Below are 16,089 nucleotides of genomic sequence, written 5' to 3' on the forward strand. Positions count from 1 at the left end.
GCGGGCGCGGCGCACTCAACTTCCTCGAAGAGGTCGACGCCCAGGACATCGTCGCGGACACCCTCGCGGGGCGTGCCGTACGGCCCGACGCCGTACGGCTCATGACGGCACACCGTTCGAAGGGCCTGGAGTGGCGGCTCGTCGTCGTCGCGGGTGTGCAGGAAGGGCTCTGGCCCGATCTGCGGCGCCGTGGCTCGCTGCTGGAGGCAGACCGTATCGGCGGCGACGGGCTCGCCGAGCCGCTGCCGCCGGGTGCGCTGCTGACCGAGGAGCGCAGGCTGTTCTACGTGGCAGCGACCCGGGCCAAGGAGCGCCTGGTCGTCACAGCGGTTCGCGCGCCGGCCGACGACGGAGACCAGCCGTCGCGTTTCCTGGGCGAGTTGGGGGTCGAGCCGAAGGCCGTGACGGCCCGTCCGCGCCGCCCGCTCTCGGTCTCCGCCCTCGTGGCCGAGTTGCGCGCCACGACCGTCGACCCGGCTTCCTCGCAGGCGCTGAGGGAGGCGGCAGCCCAGCGGCTGGCGAGGCTGGCCTCCATGCGCGACGAGGACGGCCACCCCCTCGTACCGGCAGCTCATCCGCATCGCTGGTGGGGCCTGAACGAGCCGACCCTCTCGGAAGTACCGCTCCGCGACCGGGAACAGCCCGTCACGCTCTCGGGCAGCGCGCTGGACCAGCTGGCCAACACCTGTGCCCTGCAGTGGTTCCTGGCCCGCGAGGTGAAGGCCGACAACCCCGCGACCGCTGCCCAGGGGTTCGGGAACGTGCTGCACGTGCTGGCCGACGAAGTCGCCTCAGGCGGCACGCCGGCCGACCTGGACGTGCTGATGGAACGCCTGGAGACCGTCTGGGACGGGCTCGCCTTCGAGGCGCCCTGGAAGTCCCGTCAGGAGAAGGCGAGCGCGCGGGCAGCGCTCGAGCGGTTCCTGCGCTGGCACGTCATGCAGCGGGGAGAGGAGCCCGGAGGGCGCGAAGTGGCGGGCAGCGAACTCGGCTTCGACGTCACATTGGAGGCCGGCGAGTTCGAGGTGCGCATCCGCGGCAGCGTCGACCGGGTGGAGAACGACGCACGCGGGCGGGCGTACGTCGTCGACTTCAAGACGGGCCGCGCCAAGCCCAGTGCCTCCGAGGTCACCCGTCATCCGCAGCTCGCCGTCTACCAGTTGGCCGTACGGGAGGGCGCGGCCGACCACCTCTTCGACGGACGCCGCCCCGCGCCGGGCGGCGCGGAGCTGGTGCATCTGCGCCTGGGCGCACCACAACGAGACGGAGGCGATGCGCTTCCCGTGGTGCAGCGTCAGGACGCCCTGGCAGAAGCGGCGCCGGCACCTCCTGACGGAGCCGGCCCGGGAGACACGGCTGCCGGGGAGAGCTCCGAGGGGGAGTGGGTCGGCGACATGCTGGCGACGGCCGCGAGCAGGGTCCTCGACGAACGCTTCACCCCCTCACCCGGCCAGCACTGCACCCACTGCACCTTCCGCAACGCCTGCTCCGCACGTCCCGAAGGACGGCACGTCGTCGAGTGACCGCCGGCCGGGTGGCGACTCCCGGGTGGCTGCGCACAGTTGATGCGGAGTCCGCTTTTCCGCGCCCGCGCGGACCACCTCCCTGAGGCGGTTGTCGGTGCCGGCCGTTAGCGTCTCTTGCGTGCCCGCACATCTCACCGATACCGATCAGCTCAAGGAGCTCCTCGGTATTCCGTTCACCCCGGAGCAGCTCGCCTGCATCACGGCGCCTCCCGCTCCCCAGGTGATCGTGGCGGGCGCGGGCTCGGGCAAGACGACCGTCATGGCGGCGCGGGTGGTCTGGCTCGTGGGCACCGGCCAGGTCCAGCCCGAGCAGGTGCTGGGGCTGACCTTCACCAACAAGGCCGCGGGCGAGCTGACCGAGCGGGTCCGCCGGGCGCTCGTACGGGCAGGGGTCACCGACCCGGACCCGGCCGACCCCGAACACGCCCAGGGCGAACCGCAGATCTCCACCTATCACGCCTTCGCCGGGCGGCTCCTGAGCGAGCACGGGCTGCGCCTGGGCATCGAACCCGGCGCCCGGCTGCTCGCGGACGCGACCCGGTTCCAGCTGGCCGCGAGCGTGCTGCGGGCGGACCCGGGCCCCTTCGAAGCCCTCACCAAGACGGTCGCCGCGCTCGTGGAGGACCTGCTCGCTCTGGACGCCGAGCTCTCCGAACACCTCGTCCGTCCGGACGCGCTCCGCTCGTACGACGCGGAGCTGCTGGAGGTTCTGCAGAGCACACGCCTCGGCAACGCCGCGCTGCGCAAGGTGCCGCAGGCCGCTCTCGGCCGCGCCGAACTGCTCGGCCTGGTCGAGAAGTACCGCACGCGCAAACGCGAACGCGACCTCCTCGACTTCGGCGACCAGATCGCCCTTGCCGCCGCTCTCGCGCGCGACGTCCCGGAGGTCGGCCGGATCCTGCGAGCGCAGTTCTCGGTCGTCCTCCTCGACGAGTACCAGGACACGTCCGTGGCCCAACGGGTGCTGCTGGCCGGGCTGTTCGGCGCCGGTTCGGGGCGGACGGCGGGGGAGGGAGCCGGCCACGCGGTCACGGCCGTCGGCGATCCCTGCCAGGCCATCTACGGGTGGCGGGGCGCCTCGGTGGCCAACCTGGACGACTTCCCCCGGCATTTTCCGTACGCCGACGGCAGCCCCGCCGACCGCTTCTCGCTCAGCGAGAACCGCCGCAGCGGCGGCCGCCTCCTCAGCCTCGCCAACTCCCTCGCCGAGCCGCTGCGTGAGCGCCACGAGGGGGTCGAAGCCCTTCGGGCGGCGCCGGGCGCCGAGCGCGACGGGAGGGTCCGCTGCGCTCTGCTGCCCACGCACGCACAGGAGTTGGACTGGCTGGCCGACTCCCTCGCCCACCTCGTCCGTACGGGCACTCCGCCCGGCGAGATCGCCGTACTGTGCCGCGGCGCGGGCGACTTCGCCGAAATCCAGGGCGCGCTGGTCGAACGCGAGATCCCGGTGGAGGTCGTCGGCCTCTCCGGGCTGCTGCACCTGCCTGAGGTCGCCGACCTCGTAGCCGTGTGCGAGGTCCTCCAGGACCCGACGGCCAACGCCTCCCTCGTGCGGCTTCTGACGGGTCCTCGCTGGCGGATCGGCCCCCGTGACCTCGCGCTGCTCGGACGCCGCGCGCGGCTGCTCGTACATCACCGGGACGATCACGAGGACGACCCCGACAGGCGCCTGGCAGCGGCGGTCGAGGGCGTCGACCCGGCGGAGGTCGTCTCCCTCGCCGACGCGCTGGAGACCTTCCTGGAATCCGACGGACCGGATGACGCGCTGCCCTTCTCCGCGGCCGCGCGCGTGCGCTTCGCCAGGCTCGCCGCCGAAATACGCGATCTGCGCCGCTCCCTGGCCGACCCGCTGATGGACGTGCTGCACAGGGTGCTGACGGTGACGGGGCTGGAGGTCGAACTCTCCGCGTCGCCGCAGGCGTTGGCGGCCCGCCGCCGCGAGACGCTGAGCAACTTCCTCGACGTGGCGGCTGGCTTCGCCGCCGCCGACGGAGAGGCGACGCTGCTGGCGTTCCTCGGGTTCCTGCGCACCGCCGTGCAGTACGAGAAGGGGCTGGACAACTCACTTCCCGGCGGCGAGAACACGCTGAAGGTGCTCACGGCGCACAAGGCCAAGGGCCTCGAATGGGACGTCGTCGCCGTGCCCGGGCTGGTGGCGAAGCAGTTCCCCAGCCGGCAGCCCCGCGAGTCCTGGCTCACCCGGCCACGGGTCCTTCCGCACGCGCTGCGAGGTGACGCGGCCACGCTGCCGGAGGTCGCGGAGTGGAGCGCGAAAGGCGTCAAGGACTACGACACGGCGATGCGTGACCACCAGGCCACCGAGGAACTCCGCCTCGGCTACGTCACGTTCACCAGGCCCCGTTCACTGCTCCTCGGGTCCGGCCACTGGTGGGGTCCGAGCCAGAAGAAGCCCCGCGGCCCCTCACCCTTCCTCGAAGCACTGCGCTCGCACTGCGAGGCTGATCCGGCGCACGGCGAGGTCGAGCACTGGGCGGACGCACCGGAGGAAGGCGAGGAGAACCCGTCGCTCGCGGCGGCCGCCGAGGAGCGGGCCTGGCCGATGCCCCTGGACGCCGACGCGCTGGCACGCCGGCGTGCGGCCGCCGCTGCCGTGATCAGGCGGCTGGAGGGGGAGTCCGAAGAACCGGAGCACGAGGCGCACTCCCTGCGGCCGGAGGAGGAGGTCGCTGAGGAGTACGGGAACGGTGTGGCGCGCGCGGCCTCAGCCGAGGACGGGCTCAGCCCCGAGGAGAAGCGGCTGAGCGCCTCGTGGGACCGGGATCTGGAGGCGCTCGAAGGGGAGCTGCGGCGCTCACGGGCGACCGTGCGGGACGTCCCGCTGCCCGCCTCCCTCTCCGCGTCCCAGATGATGCGGATGACCGCGGATCCGGACGGCTTCGCCCGCGAGCTGGCCCGCCCGATGCCCCGTCCACCGGAACCCTCCGCCGCCCGCCGAGGTGCCCGCTTCCACGCGTGGGTGGAGTCCAGGTTCGAGGAATTGACGCTTCCGATGCTCGGTCCCGACGAGCTGCCGGGCACGGGCGGCGACGGCTCGGAGCCCGCCGAGATCGCCGACGAGAGGGATCTGGCCGCCCTGAAGGAGGCCTTCCAGCGTTCGCCGTACGCGCAGCGCACCCCGTACCGCGTCGAGGAGCCCTTCCAGCTGGCACTGGCCGGAAGGATCATCCGCGGACGGATCGACGCGGTCTACCGCGACACCGCTCCGGACGGCACCCCGACGTACGAGATCGTCGACTGGAAGACCAGCCGCAGGCACACCGCCGATTCGCTCCAGCTCTCCGTCTACCGCCTCGCCTGGGCCGAGAAGCAGGGCGTGCCGCTCGCCGCTGTGGACGCGGCGTTCCTCTACGTACGGGGCGGCGAGCTGGTGCGCCCGGAGGGGCTCCTGGACCGCACAGGCCTCGAACGGCTGTTGCTCGGCGGGAGCGGGAAGGCCGACGGCAGCAGCGTCGAGGACGACGACCGCGCCGCTCGGACCTCCCGGACACCGGAGCCCTGAGCGGGCGCGGCCGAGATCCCGCCAGGGGAGCACCCGCGGATGAGGATGGTCCCCCGAATGATGGATAGGCTTCCGGTCATGAGCAGCATCCCGGCAGCTCCGGACGACGCCGTCCGGGCGAGCATCCACGACCGGAGTGCCGCCTTCCTCGACGACCTCGTGGAATGGCTGTGCATCCCTTCGGTGTCCGCGGACCCGGCGCACGCCGGCGACGTGCGGCGCAGCGCCTCATGGCTGGCCGGGAAGCTCACCGCGACCGGCTTCCCCGTCGCCGAGGTCTGGGAGACGGAGGGCGCGCCCGCCGTGTTCGCCGAGTGGCCCTCCGGGGACCCGGATGCGCCCACCGTGCTCGTCTACGGTCACCACGACGTGCAGCCCGCGGCCCTGGAGGACGGCTGGCTCTCGGAGCCGTTCGTCCCGGAGGAGCGGGAAGGCCGCCTGTACGCACGCGGCGCCGCCGACGACAAGGGCCAGGTCCTCCTCCACACCCTCGGAGTGCAGGCGCACCTCGCCGCCTCGGGCCGTACGGCCCCCGCCGTCAACCTCAAGCTGCTGATCGAGGGCGAGGAGGAGTCCGGCTCCCCGCACTTCCCCGCCCTGGTGCAGGCGAACGCCGACCGGCTCGCCTGCGACGCCGCGGTCGTCTCCGACACCGGCATGTGGTCCGGGCAGACGCCCACGGTGTGCACGGGGATGCGCGGACTGACGGACTGCCAGATCGACCTGTGGGGTCCGGATCAGGACATTCATTCCGGCTCGTTCGGCGGCGCCGTCCCCAACCCCGCCACCGAGGCCGCCCGGCTGGCCGCCCGTCTGCACGACGAGGACCACCGCGTCACCCTCCCCGGCTTCTACGACGGCGTCGTGGATCTGACCGACGAGGAGCGGCTGCTCTTCGCCGAACTGCCCTTCGACGAGAGCGCCTGGCTGCGGACGGCGCATTCGCACGCCGCACTCGGCGAGGCGGGCTACACCACGCTGGAGCGGGTCTGGGCCCGTCCGACAGCCGAGTTGAACGGCATCGGAGGCGGCTATCAGGGCCCCGGCGGCAAGACGATCATCCCGTCGAGCGCGCAGTTGAAGCTTTCCTTCCGGCTCGTCGCCGGGCAGGACGCGGAGAAGGTCCAGCAGTCGCTGCGGGAGTGGGTCGCGGCGAGCCTGCCGGACGGCATCCGGCACGAGATCACCTTCTGGGGCGCCACCCGACCCTGCCTCACCCCGCTCGGCCATCCCGCGCTGCAGTCGGTCGTACGGTCCATGGAGCGTGCGTTCGGGCAGCGCGTCCGCTTCACACGCGAGGGCGGGTCCGGCCCGGCGGCCGACCTCCAGGACGTGCTCGGCGTGCCGGTGCTCTTCCTGGGCATCTCCATCCCCTCGGACGGATGGCACGCGCCGAACGAGAAGGTCGAACTGGACCTGCTGATGAAGGGGGTCGAGACCGCCGCGTACCTGTGGGGCGATCTCGCGGAGCACTGGAGGCCGCAGGAGAGCGCTCTTCCCGGCCCACGTACGCACAGCAAGCCGGCACCCGCCACACCGGCGCCGCTTTCGCAGGAGGAGTAGGAAGCCGAAGTGACCACCTGGACCGACCGCACGGCCGACGCCGACCGTCCCATCACGCTGACCTCCACCGGCGGCATCGACCGCGCCGCGCACCTCAGGATGGACGAGGCCTGGCTGGCGGCGGCGTGGAGTCACCCGACGACGCGGGCCTTCGTGGTCTCCGGCGGGCAGGCGCTGATCGAGGACAACAGCGCCGGCGCCACGGAGCTGGTGATGATGCCGTCCTTCGACGCGCCCTACACCGAGGCCCACCGCTACTTCCTCGGCGTCGACCAGGAGGGCGTCCGCTACTTCGCACTGCAGAAGGACGAACTGCCGGGACGCATGGACGACATCGCCCGCCCCGCCGGACTGCGCGAGGCAGGCGTGCTGCTCTCCGCCCGCGACGCCGAACTGATGACTCACGCCATCGGCCTGGAGAACTGGCAGCGCACGCACCGGTTCTGCTCGCGCTGCGGTGAACGCACCGTCATCGCGGCAGCCGGGCACCTGCGCCGTTGTCCCGCCTGTGGTGCGGAGCACTATCCGCGCACCGATCCGGCCGTGATCATGCTCGTCACGGACGAGAAGGACCGCGCCCTCCTGGGACGGCAGGTGCACTGGCCGGAGGGACGCTTCTCGACGCTCGCGGGATTCGTCGAGCCCGGTGAGTCGCTCGAAGCCGCCGTCATCCGTGAGGTCGCGGAGGAGGCGGGCGTCGCGGTGGGCGAGGTCGACTACGTGGCCAGCCAGCCGTGGCCGTTCCCCGCCAGCCTGATGCTCGGCTTCATGGCACGGGCCACGTCACCGGAGATCCAGGTCGACGGCGACGAGATCGAAGAGGCGCGCTGGTTCTCCCGTGAGGACATCCGGGCCGCGATCAAGTCCGGGGAGGTGCTGCCGCCGTCGGGCATCTCGATCGCGGCCCGCCTGGTGGAGCTGTGGTACGGCGAACCGTTGCCCGGTACGGACCGGAAGCCCTGACGCAGCCCGGTCCGGACCGGAGGCTCTGACGCGGAAGTTCGTACGCACGTGAGCCGGGCCCCCGCGACTGCGGGACCCCGGCTCACGTGCGTCAGGCTCCGGTTATGCGGTCTACTCCGGCGCCCCCGTACTCCGGCACCGTAAGAGGCCTCAGGCTCCGACCTTCTCCTTGACCTGGGCCAGCGAAGGGTTCGTCAGCGTGGAGCCGTCCGGGAAGAGAACGGTCGGCACCGTCTGGTTGCCGCCGTTGGCCTTCTCCACGAAGTCGGCGGACGCCGGGTCGTGCTCGATGTTGATCTCCGTGTAGGCGATGCCCTCACGGTCCATCTGGCCCTTCAGCCGACGGCAGTAGCCGCACCACGTGGTGCTGTACATCGTCACGTTTCCCGCCATGGCTTCTCGCGCTCCTTCGTGTCCGTTGGTGTCTGAGGGAACGTCCGAGCGAAGCAGACCATTCCCGGGTGCGGGACACCTCGTATGACAATCCGGGTTCGCCTGTGGACGAGGGTCACAGCCGCCTCGTGGGACCTGGCAGCATGGCGGGGTGACACCAGCAACGGACTCCCCTCTGTTCTCCGACCCCGACCAGGGCGCGTTCGCGGTCCCGCCGCGCGACGCCGACGCGGTGCTGGAGGGGCTCGATCCCGAGCAGCGTGAAGTGGCGACGGCCCTGCACGGCCCGGTGTGCGTGCTCGCAGGCGCGGGCACGGGCAAGACCCGTGCGATCACCCACCGCATCGCGTACGGCGTGCGTGCGGGCATCCTGCCGCCCGCCGGCGTGCTGGCGGTCACCTTCACCAGCCGTGCGGCGGGGGAGATGCGCGGCCGGCTGCGGCAGCTGGGGGCGACCGGGGTCCAGGCCCGTACGTTCCACTCGGCTGCGCTGAGGCAGCTTCAGTTCTTCTGGCCCAGGGCCGTCGGCGGCGAGCTGCCGAGGCTGCTGGAGCGCAAGGTGCAGCTCGTGGCCGAGGCCGCGGCCCGCTGCCGTCTCCGTCTCGACCGGAACGAACTGCGGGACCTCACAAGCGAGATCGAGTGGTCGAAGGTCACGCAGACCGTGCCGGAGGACTATCCGGCCGTGGTCGCCAAGTCGAGCCGGGAGGCGCCGCGCGATCCGGCGGAGACCGCCCGTGTCTTCGGTCTGTACGAGCAGCTCAAACGTGAGCGCTCCGTCATCGACTTCGAGGACGTGCTGCTGCTGACGGTCGGCGTCCTGCAGGACCGCGCCGACATCGCCGACACGGTCCGCGGTCAGTACCAGCATTTCGTGGTCGACGAGTACCAGGACGTCAGCCCGCTGCAGCAGAGGCTCCTGGAGCTGTGGGTGGGGGACCGGGACAGCCTGTGCGTCGTGGGCGACGCCAGCCAGACGATCTACTCCTTCACGGGTGCCACCCCCGATCACCTGCTCAACTTCCGCTCCCGCCACCCGAACGCGACCGTGGTCAAGCTCGTGCGGGACTACCGGTCCACGCCCCAGGTCGTCCACCTCGCGAACGGCCTGCTCTCCCAGGCGTCCGGCCGCGCCGCCGAACACCGGCTGGAGCTGGTCTCCCAGCGGGAAGCCGGCCCCGAGCCGGTCTACACGGAGTACGCAGACGAGCCCAGCGAGGCCGAGGGCACGGCCAAGCGCATCCGTGAACTGATCGATTCCGGCGTCCCCGCCAGCCAGATCGCCGTCCTCTACCGCATCAACGCCCAGTCCGAGGTCTACGAACAGGCTCTCGTCGACGCCGGTGTCCCCTACCAACTCCGAGGCGCGGAGCGCTTCTTCGAACGGCCTGAGATCCGCGAGGCGGGCGTCGCCCTGCGCAGCGCGGCCCGCTTCGGAGGCAACGACACCCTGCTCGACGATGCCGTCGACCTCCCCTCCCAGGTCCGCGCCGTCCTGAGCGGGACCGGCTGGACTCCGGACCCTCCCGCGGGGTCGGGCGCCGTGCGCGACCGCTGGGAGTCGCTGATGGCTCTCGTCCGTCTCGCCGAGGCGCTGTCCGCGAGCCGTTCGTCGGGGGGCGAAGAGGCCGTGACCCTCAGCGACTTCGTGGCGGAGCTGGACGAACGAGCCAACGCACAGCACGCCCCCACGGTCGAAGGCGTCACCCTCGCCTCCCTCCACTCCGCCAAGGGGCTCGAATGGGACGCGGTGTTCCTGACCGGGCTCACCGAGGGCATGATGCCGATCACCCATGCCAAGACGGACGTTCAGGTCGAGGAGGAGCGGCGGCTGCTCTACGTCGGCGTCACCCGGGCCCGCCTCCACCTCACCCTCTCGTGGGCGCTCTCCCGCTCGCCCGGCGGCCGGGGCGGTCGGCGGCCCAGCCGGTTCCTGAACGGGCTGCGGCCCGGATCGACGGGCACGGGCGCTCGTACGGCGGGCGGCCGAGGCGGCATCGAACGCGGCAGCGGCGGCAGCCGCGCGCGCAAGCGCCGCGGGCCGGTGCTCTGCCGAGTGTGCGGGCGCTCGCTGACCGATCCGGGTGAGATGAAGCTGATGCGATGCGAGGGCTGCCCGTCGGACCTCGACGAGCAGCTCTTCGAGCGGCTGCGGGAGTGGCGTTCCGAACAGGCGAAGGCGCTGGGGCAGCCCGCCTACTGCGTCTTCACGGACAAGACCCTGATGGCGATCGCCGAAATCGTTCCCGACGACGAGGCGGCGCTCTCACGCATCTCCGGTGTGGGCGGACGCAAGCTGGAACGGTTCGGTGCGGACGTCCTCGCGCTTTGCGGGGGCGAGGAGTTGGGGGACGCTCAGTCCGATACCCAGACCGGCGCCCAGTCCGATGCGGGGCCCGGCGCAGAGCTTGACGGAGAGTCCCAGGAGGGACCGCCGGCCGACCCCGCGGAGGAACCCGAAGAAGCTTTTTCGGAGACGGCGGAAAAATAGTTTGCGCGCGCTGTCCGGAGCACCATAGCCTTCCGGACATGGACAGGGCGGGGGCTTTCCGCTCCACCTCATCCATGCTGTACTGACTCCTGCACGTTTGAGGATCGGCCCCGGCTGATCCCCCGATTCGCCGAGAGGAGGCGAGCCAAGTGATCGACTTCATTACCACTCACAAGATGACCGACCGCTCGGTCGTCGCCTCTTGCCTGCTCGGCTCCGGAGTCAACGGCACCGGCCTGTCCCGCGTCGTTCTGAACGGCAGCCAGCGACCGGCGATGGCACTTGAGGTAGCAGCAGTGGCACAGGAAGCGACCTATGCCTTTGCATCCGCAGCCGATGGTGCCGGCGCCACGAGCGCGAAGACGAAGCACAACCCGATGTGGGCCTTCCGTGGGCTCGAACCCTGGAGAGATCCCGCCTGATCGGCAAGATCAGGTCGGCACCTTCCAGGGCCGCGGAACCCACACCGGGATCCGCGGCCCTTCTGTTTGCCCGCTCGGCCACCAGCCGGGCCGAACAGAGACCAGACATCGACAGACGAGGAAGAACCGGCAGTGCACCTCGAGACGCACACTCCGTCACCCACGACAGACCTGATGCCGCCTGATGCCACCACGGAGGACCCCGTGACTGCCCCGCTGATCACGCTCACCGAGCTCGACGACGCCATCGAAAGCCTCGGCGTCGCTGTGCCCTGCCGTTCCTACGACCCCGAGGTCTTCTTCGCCGAGGCCCCGGCCGACGTGGAGTACGCGAAGACCCTGTGCCAGACCTGCCCGCTGCGCGAGGCCTGCCTCGCGGGTGCCAAGGACCGCCGTGAGCCCTGGGGTGTCTGGGGCGGCGAGCTGTTCGTGCAGGGAGTCGTCGTGCCCCGGAAGCGGCCCCGTGGCCGTCCCCGCAAGAACCCGGTAGCGGCATGACCACGGCAGGCACCATCGACCGCCCGAAGACGCGCAATCCGCAGCTGCGTCACCTTCCGAAGCAGGATCCGACGATGACACCTACTTCCGAGACCACGAACCAGTCCAGCGTCGAGGCGAACGCCTCGCGTCAGAACAGGAACCGAGAAATGCAACTCATGCCAGAATCCCTGGCCCGAGCCCATATGCACGACCGCTTGCAGGAGGCCGAGTCGGAACGCAGGGCGCTGCGCGTCACGTCCGCCCGGCGCCTTCAGCGTCGCGCGGAGCGCGCCTCCCTGCGTGCCCGGCGAGCGCTGGCCATGGCGGTCATGCAGTGAACCGACCGGAGAGCCGGGGCCTTGCGCCCCGGCTCTCCGCCGTTCCCGGGGTTATGTTCGGACGCATGGACGAGGAGAACGCGGCAGAGACGGTGTGCGCCGGCTGCGGGACGGTCGCCGAGGGCACCCCCGTCACCTGGATCTGCTCGCGGGAACGCGGTCAGGCCCGGTACTTCTGCGAGACCTGCGCCCGTACCAACATCCGGGCCATCGAGGGCCGTCTCGATTCGCCGTGGTGGTGACGGTTCGCCCACCACAGGCCCGGCCGTGCCGGAGCAGTGGCACAGTTTCGGCCGACCAATCAGCCGCTCCAGCCCCGGCCGGCGCTCACGCACCAGGCAGACAAGCCGGTCAGGCGGGGGCCTCCGTGACCTCCAGCGAGTCACCTTCGCCGTCGTCCTGGGCGAAGCCCGGCACCCATGCCTCCATCTCCTCACGCATCCGCACCGTCGCCCCGAGCTGGCACAGCACGCCGATGGTGCTCAGCGTCACGCGATGTATCAGCAGGTACGACGGGGGCAGGTTGAGCTGCTTGCCCAACTGGTGCGCCGGCGAACGCGGATCCGCGATACGAGCCGCCTGCTCCCGCATCCAGTCCCGGGCGAAGTGGAACTTCGCCGCACGGGCCGGCTCGATGATGGGCACCAGGTAGTCCAGTACCTCGGCGGGCTCCAACTCGATGGAGTCCTTCACGAAGCCCTCGGCGCAGAGCAGTTCGTATACCGCCTCCGCCTCACCGTCGATGATCATGCGCAGCGCTGTGCCGATCATGGGCGGCAGGCCGTCCGGCAAACGGTCCACGGTGCCGAAGTCCATGACTCCCAGCCGCCACTGCTCAGCACCTGCTTCGGGCTCGTCCGCCGGAAGCAGACGGAAGTTGCCCGGGTGGGGGTCGGCATGCAGCAGACCGGTGCGGGCTGTGCCGGAGAAGAGGAAGCGCGCCAGCAGCTGTCCGGCCCGGTCCCGTTCCTCCTCGGTGCCCTTCGATATGACCTGGGCCAGCGGACGGCCGCCCATCCACTCGGTCACCAGCACCTGCTCGCACTGGTGCACCACGTCGGGGATCACGACGTCGGTGTCGTGCGCGAACTCCTCCGCGTACGTCCTCTGAGCCTCCGCCTCCAGGCCGTAGTCCAGCTCCTCGGTGACACGGTCGCGCAGCTCGGAGATCAACGGCTTGATGTCCATGCCGGGGATGAGCGGGCCCAGGAGGCGCGCGAACCTTCCCAGCTGGGTGAGGTCGGAGATCAACGCCTCTCCGGCGCCCGGATACTGCACCTTGACGGCGACCTCGCGCCCGTCGTGCCATACGCCGTGGTGCACCTGACCTATGGATGCGGCCGCGGAGGGCTTGTCGTCGAACTCCTGGAAGAGATCGCGCCAGTCCTCGCCCATCCGCTCCGCGAGCACTTCGTGCACCGTACGGGTCGGCATCGGCGGCGCTGCTTCCTGCAGCTTGGTCAGCGTCGCCCGATACGGCCCGGCGATCTCCTCCGGCAGCGCGGACTCGAATACGGAGAGCGCCTGTCCGAACTTCATGGCGCCCCCCTTCAGCTCGCCCAGCACTCTGAAGAGCTGCTCAGCGGTGCGCTGTTGCAGGTCGTGCCCGACGAGTTCGGCGGAGAGCCCGCCGATCCGCTTGCCCAGCCCCCAGGCGGAACGGCCGGCGAACCCCAGTGGCAGTGCGGCCAGCTTGGCGGTACGCGTGACTGCCTTGCGGGGGAGATCAGACATGGGCCCCTCCAACTTCCAGACGGCTCAACCGGACAGCACCGAGGACGGCGGCCATCAGGCCATTGTGACCTCTTCGGAGACTCCCGCCGAGACCGGGCGGTCCGCTGTCACCGAAGCGGCACCACATGGACACTCCGGATGTGGCGAGAACTGTTCGGTGTCGCCCATCAGATACGGCAGCGCAAACCGCATGCGGTAGCCCGCGGCGCAGGCGCCGTCCCCGTCGAGAAAGCTGAGCGCACAGGAGGCGATGGCCCCCGCGACCATCGTCGCCAGCGCGGAGTCGCAGGCGGGGATTCCGGACCGGCGCCTTCCCGACGTGCGCCACTGGCCCACCACCAGCGGCCAGCTCGGCTCTCGCTCCGCCCGTCCGCGCAATAGGCAGCCCGCGCACGGCGAGACTCCGGGCAGCACCAACGGGCCCACCACACCTGTGCTCTCGACCACCCCGCCGTACAAGTGCGGAGTCCCGGCCTGGACGAAGCCCTCGGACGCTGCGGGATCGGGTGCGTACGCATCGAGGCCGTCCCGTGGGGCGAACACCACAAGTCGGACAGGTCCGCGCGAACCGGAGCGGGAGGACGACCGCCAGGACCGCGCCCGGCCCACCGCTCTGCGTGCCGCGGCGTCACGCCGCTCTCCGCAGTCGTCGGCGGGAATGCCGCCGGGAATGGTGTCCCACGGTTCGACGTGACCTCCGTCCGCGACCTGCACCTCGCCCACCCCCGCAGCCGACAGGGTGGAGGCGACGAGCGACCCGACTCGTCCGGCGCCCCGCACCTGCACGCACATGTCCCGCCGGGCCGCCAGCCTTCGCAGGCCACCGCCCGGCTCCCGGTGCACCACGGACAGGGACCCCAGATCAGGTCGCAGCCGGTCGCTCACGCTCGCCGCCGCCTGCCTGTCCGCCGTGGAGTCGTCCAGCACTCCCGCCGAAGCCAGACGGTCCACAAGGCGGTCCGCCGTCCCGGGCGGCAACCCGAGCCGTGCCGCCTCGTCTCTCAGCTGCACGAGGCTTCGGGTGCCGTCCATCAGCTCCATGAATCCAGCAGTGGTGTTGTCCACCGGGCCCAGCAGCACCGCATGGGCCGGCGCCACTCCGTACTGCACCGTCTGCCGGTCACGCCAGGCACGGCGCAGCGCGGGCTTGATCATCGGATGCATGTCTCGACGCCCCTTTCAAGGGTCTCGTTCCTGCCGAAGACAGCATGCGGTTGCCGTGCCGGATCACGCCGAAAGTTATCCACAGGCTCGGGAGACAGTCATATGAAGAGAGTGGAACCGGGGCGATTGCCCCGAAGCAGGCCGGAGGTGGGACTTCCGCTCCTCGTAGCAGGTAAGTTCAAGACGTGTCCGCCGACCCGCTGAACAGTGCCAGCCAGCAGGCGGTCGAAGTGCGTCGCAGCGCCCGCCGCAGACGTACGGTCTCCGCCTACCGCGAGGGCGATCGCACCATCGTGATGATCCCCGCCCGGATGTCCCCGGACGAGGAGCAGCGGTGGGTCGGCGTCATGCTCGACAAGCTGGCGGCCCAGGAGAGCAAGCGCATGCTGGGCGACGCCGAGCTCGCCGAGCGCGCGGCCCAGCTCTCGGAGCAGTATCTGAACGGCAGGGCGCAACCGGCCTCGGTGCGATGGGTGACCAACCAGAACACCCGATGGGGTTCCTGTACCCCCGCGGAAGGCAGCATCCGGCTTTCGCACCGTCTGCGCGGCATGCCCGAGTACGTCGTCGACTACGTGCTCCTGCACGAGCTGGCGCACCTGCTGGTGCCGGGCCACGGTCCGCGTTTCTGGCAGCTGCTCGAGGTCTACCCGCGTACGGAGCGGGCCCGCGGATTCCTCGAAGGGGTCGTCGCCGCCGACCGATTGCCCCATCTTCCTGCCGCACGCGACGAGTGAACTTCCCGCGGAATTGGATAGCCTGGCCCTGCGCATTGCACACAGCTACGGACCGGGGGGACGGTCGTTACGTATGGCCAGGGAATTCCAGCGCGGCCACAAGGCCAAGATCAGTGACCTGACAGCGGGCCGGGATCTGTACGTGGGTGTGCAGATGGACGGCCCCGGACTGTCCTTCGACATCAGCTGCTTCGGTCTCGACGCCGATGAACGGCTTTCCGACGAGCGGTACTTCATCTTCTTCAATCAGCCCAAGTCGCCCGAGGAGTCGCTTCAGCAGCTCGGTGCCCAAGCTGGCGACGCTGAATCATTCCGGGTGACGCTCGACGGCATTCCGTCGCAAATCAAGCGGCTCTCGTTCACGGCGGCCCTCGACGGCGCCGGCCAGATGTCTCAAGTCCGCTCCGGCTACATCCGGTTGGTCGCGGGCGGCGAAGAGGTGGCGCGATACGCCTTCTCCGGCTCGGAGTTCAGCACCGAACGAGCCGTGATGCTGGGCGACTTCTACTTCAAGGACGAGTGGCGTTTCGCGGCCGTCGGACAGGGCTTCGACGGTGGCCTGGACGCCCTTCTGCGCCACTTCGGCGGTGAGGTCCTGGAAGAGGAGCCCACTCCCGAACCTTCCGCGGCGCCCGCTTTCGCGCCTCCGGGAGGTGCCACACAGGCGCCGGGCTTCGCACCGCCCACGGACGGTGCCGGCACCGCGACGCCGACGAGCTCCACCTGCACGCCGCTCTTCTTCTCGAAGCGGGCGACCG

General features: G+C 70.7%; 14 protein-coding genes. 11 read left to right on the forward strand and 3 right to left on the reverse strand.

Annotated features, from left to right (window positions below; genetic code table 11):
• The 4 genes from H5J26_RS19300 to nudC form a co-directional block, all read left to right on the forward strand.
• A partial coding sequence (locus tag H5J26_RS19300; protein WP_181767152.1) for a PD-(D/E)XK nuclease family protein occupies nucleotides 1-1,523 on the forward strand: 1,523 nt, incomplete at its 5' end.
• Nucleotides 1,524-1,644: 121 nt separating this feature from the next.
• A complete protein-coding gene (locus tag H5J26_RS19305) occupies nucleotides 1,645-5,046 on the forward strand; it encodes an ATP-dependent DNA helicase (RefSeq protein WP_181767153.1) in 3,402 nt (1,133 codons plus the stop codon).
• Nucleotides 5,047-5,124: 78 nt separating this feature from the next.
• Nucleotides 5,125-6,609, forward strand: a complete 1,485-nt coding sequence (locus tag H5J26_RS19310) for a dipeptidase (protein WP_181767154.1) — start codon at nucleotides 5,125-5,127, stop codon at nucleotides 6,607-6,609.
• A 9-nt stretch (nucleotides 6,610-6,618) separates the two neighbouring features.
• On the forward strand, nucleotides 6,619-7,572 hold the full coding sequence (gene nudC, locus H5J26_RS19315) for an NAD(+) diphosphatase (protein WP_181767155.1): 954 nt from the start codon (nucleotides 6,619-6,621) through the stop codon (nucleotides 7,570-7,572).
• 150 nt (nucleotides 7,573-7,722) lie between these two features.
• Here nudC and H5J26_RS19320 read toward each other — a convergent pair whose 3' ends face one another.
• Nucleotides 7,723-7,965 carry a mycoredoxin gene (locus tag H5J26_RS19320; protein WP_181767156.1) on the reverse strand — a complete coding sequence of 81 codons (243 nt, stop codon included), beginning with the start codon at nucleotides 7,963-7,965 and terminating at the stop codon, nucleotides 7,723-7,725.
• A 151-nt stretch (nucleotides 7,966-8,116) separates the two neighbouring features.
• Here H5J26_RS19320 and H5J26_RS19325 point away from each other — a divergent pair, with 151 nt between their 5' ends.
• From H5J26_RS19325 to H5J26_RS19345, 5 genes are all read left to right on the forward strand, one after another.
• On the forward strand, nucleotides 8,117-10,456 hold the full coding sequence (locus H5J26_RS19325) for an ATP-dependent DNA helicase UvrD2 (RefSeq protein WP_181767157.1): 2,340 nt from the start codon (nucleotides 8,117-8,119) through the stop codon (nucleotides 10,454-10,456).
• Between the two features lie 149 nt (nucleotides 10,457-10,605).
• Entirely contained in the window at nucleotides 10,606-10,878 is a 273-nt protein-coding gene (locus H5J26_RS19330) for a hypothetical protein (RefSeq protein ID WP_181767158.1), read from the forward strand.
• 132 nt (nucleotides 10,879-11,010) lie between these two features.
• Complete coding sequence (locus tag H5J26_RS19335; RefSeq protein WP_309237980.1) at nucleotides 11,011-11,376, forward strand: WhiB family transcriptional regulator; 366 nt, start codon at nucleotides 11,011-11,013, stop codon at nucleotides 11,374-11,376.
• A complete protein-coding gene (locus H5J26_RS19340; protein ID WP_181767159.1) occupies nucleotides 11,373-11,696 on the forward strand; it encodes a hypothetical protein in 324 nt (107 codons plus the stop codon). The genes H5J26_RS19335 and H5J26_RS19340 overlap by 4 nt, the downstream gene beginning before the upstream one ends.
• A 65-nt stretch (nucleotides 11,697-11,761) precedes the next feature.
• Nucleotides 11,762-11,938: a hypothetical protein gene (locus tag H5J26_RS19345; RefSeq protein ID WP_181767160.1), complete on the forward strand. Its 177-nt coding sequence runs from the start codon at nucleotides 11,762-11,764 to the stop codon at nucleotides 11,936-11,938.
• A 109-nt stretch (nucleotides 11,939-12,047) separates the two neighbouring features.
• On the opposite strand, the gene H5J26_RS19350 is transcribed toward H5J26_RS19345, so the two are convergent.
• Together H5J26_RS19350 and H5J26_RS19355 are read right to left on the reverse strand one after the other, a co-directional pair.
• Complete coding sequence (locus tag H5J26_RS19350; RefSeq protein WP_181767161.1) at nucleotides 12,048-13,430, reverse strand: ABC1 kinase family protein; 1,383 nt, start codon at nucleotides 13,428-13,430, stop codon at nucleotides 12,048-12,050.
• A gap of 54 nt (nucleotides 13,431-13,484) precedes the next feature.
• On the reverse strand, nucleotides 13,485-14,594 hold the full coding sequence (locus H5J26_RS19355) for a ThiF family adenylyltransferase (protein WP_181767162.1): 1,110 nt from the start codon (nucleotides 14,592-14,594) through the stop codon (nucleotides 13,485-13,487).
• 185 nt (nucleotides 14,595-14,779) lie between these two features.
• On the opposite strand from H5J26_RS19355, the gene H5J26_RS19360 reads away from it, so the two are divergent.
• Both H5J26_RS19360 and H5J26_RS19365 read left to right on the forward strand, forming a co-directional pair.
• Nucleotides 14,780-15,331, forward strand: a complete 552-nt coding sequence (locus tag H5J26_RS19360; protein ID WP_181767163.1) for a M48 family metallopeptidase — start codon at nucleotides 14,780-14,782, stop codon at nucleotides 15,329-15,331.
• 73 nt (nucleotides 15,332-15,404) lie between these two features.
• On the forward strand, nucleotides 15,405-16,089 hold a 685-nt coding region (locus H5J26_RS19365; protein ID WP_181767164.1), incomplete at its 3' end, for a TerD family protein.

Source organism: Streptomyces albidus (ex Kaewkla and Franco 2022), assembly GCF_013870515.1.
GTDB lineage: Bacteria > Actinomycetota > Actinomycetes > Streptomycetales > Streptomycetaceae > Streptomyces > Streptomyces albidus.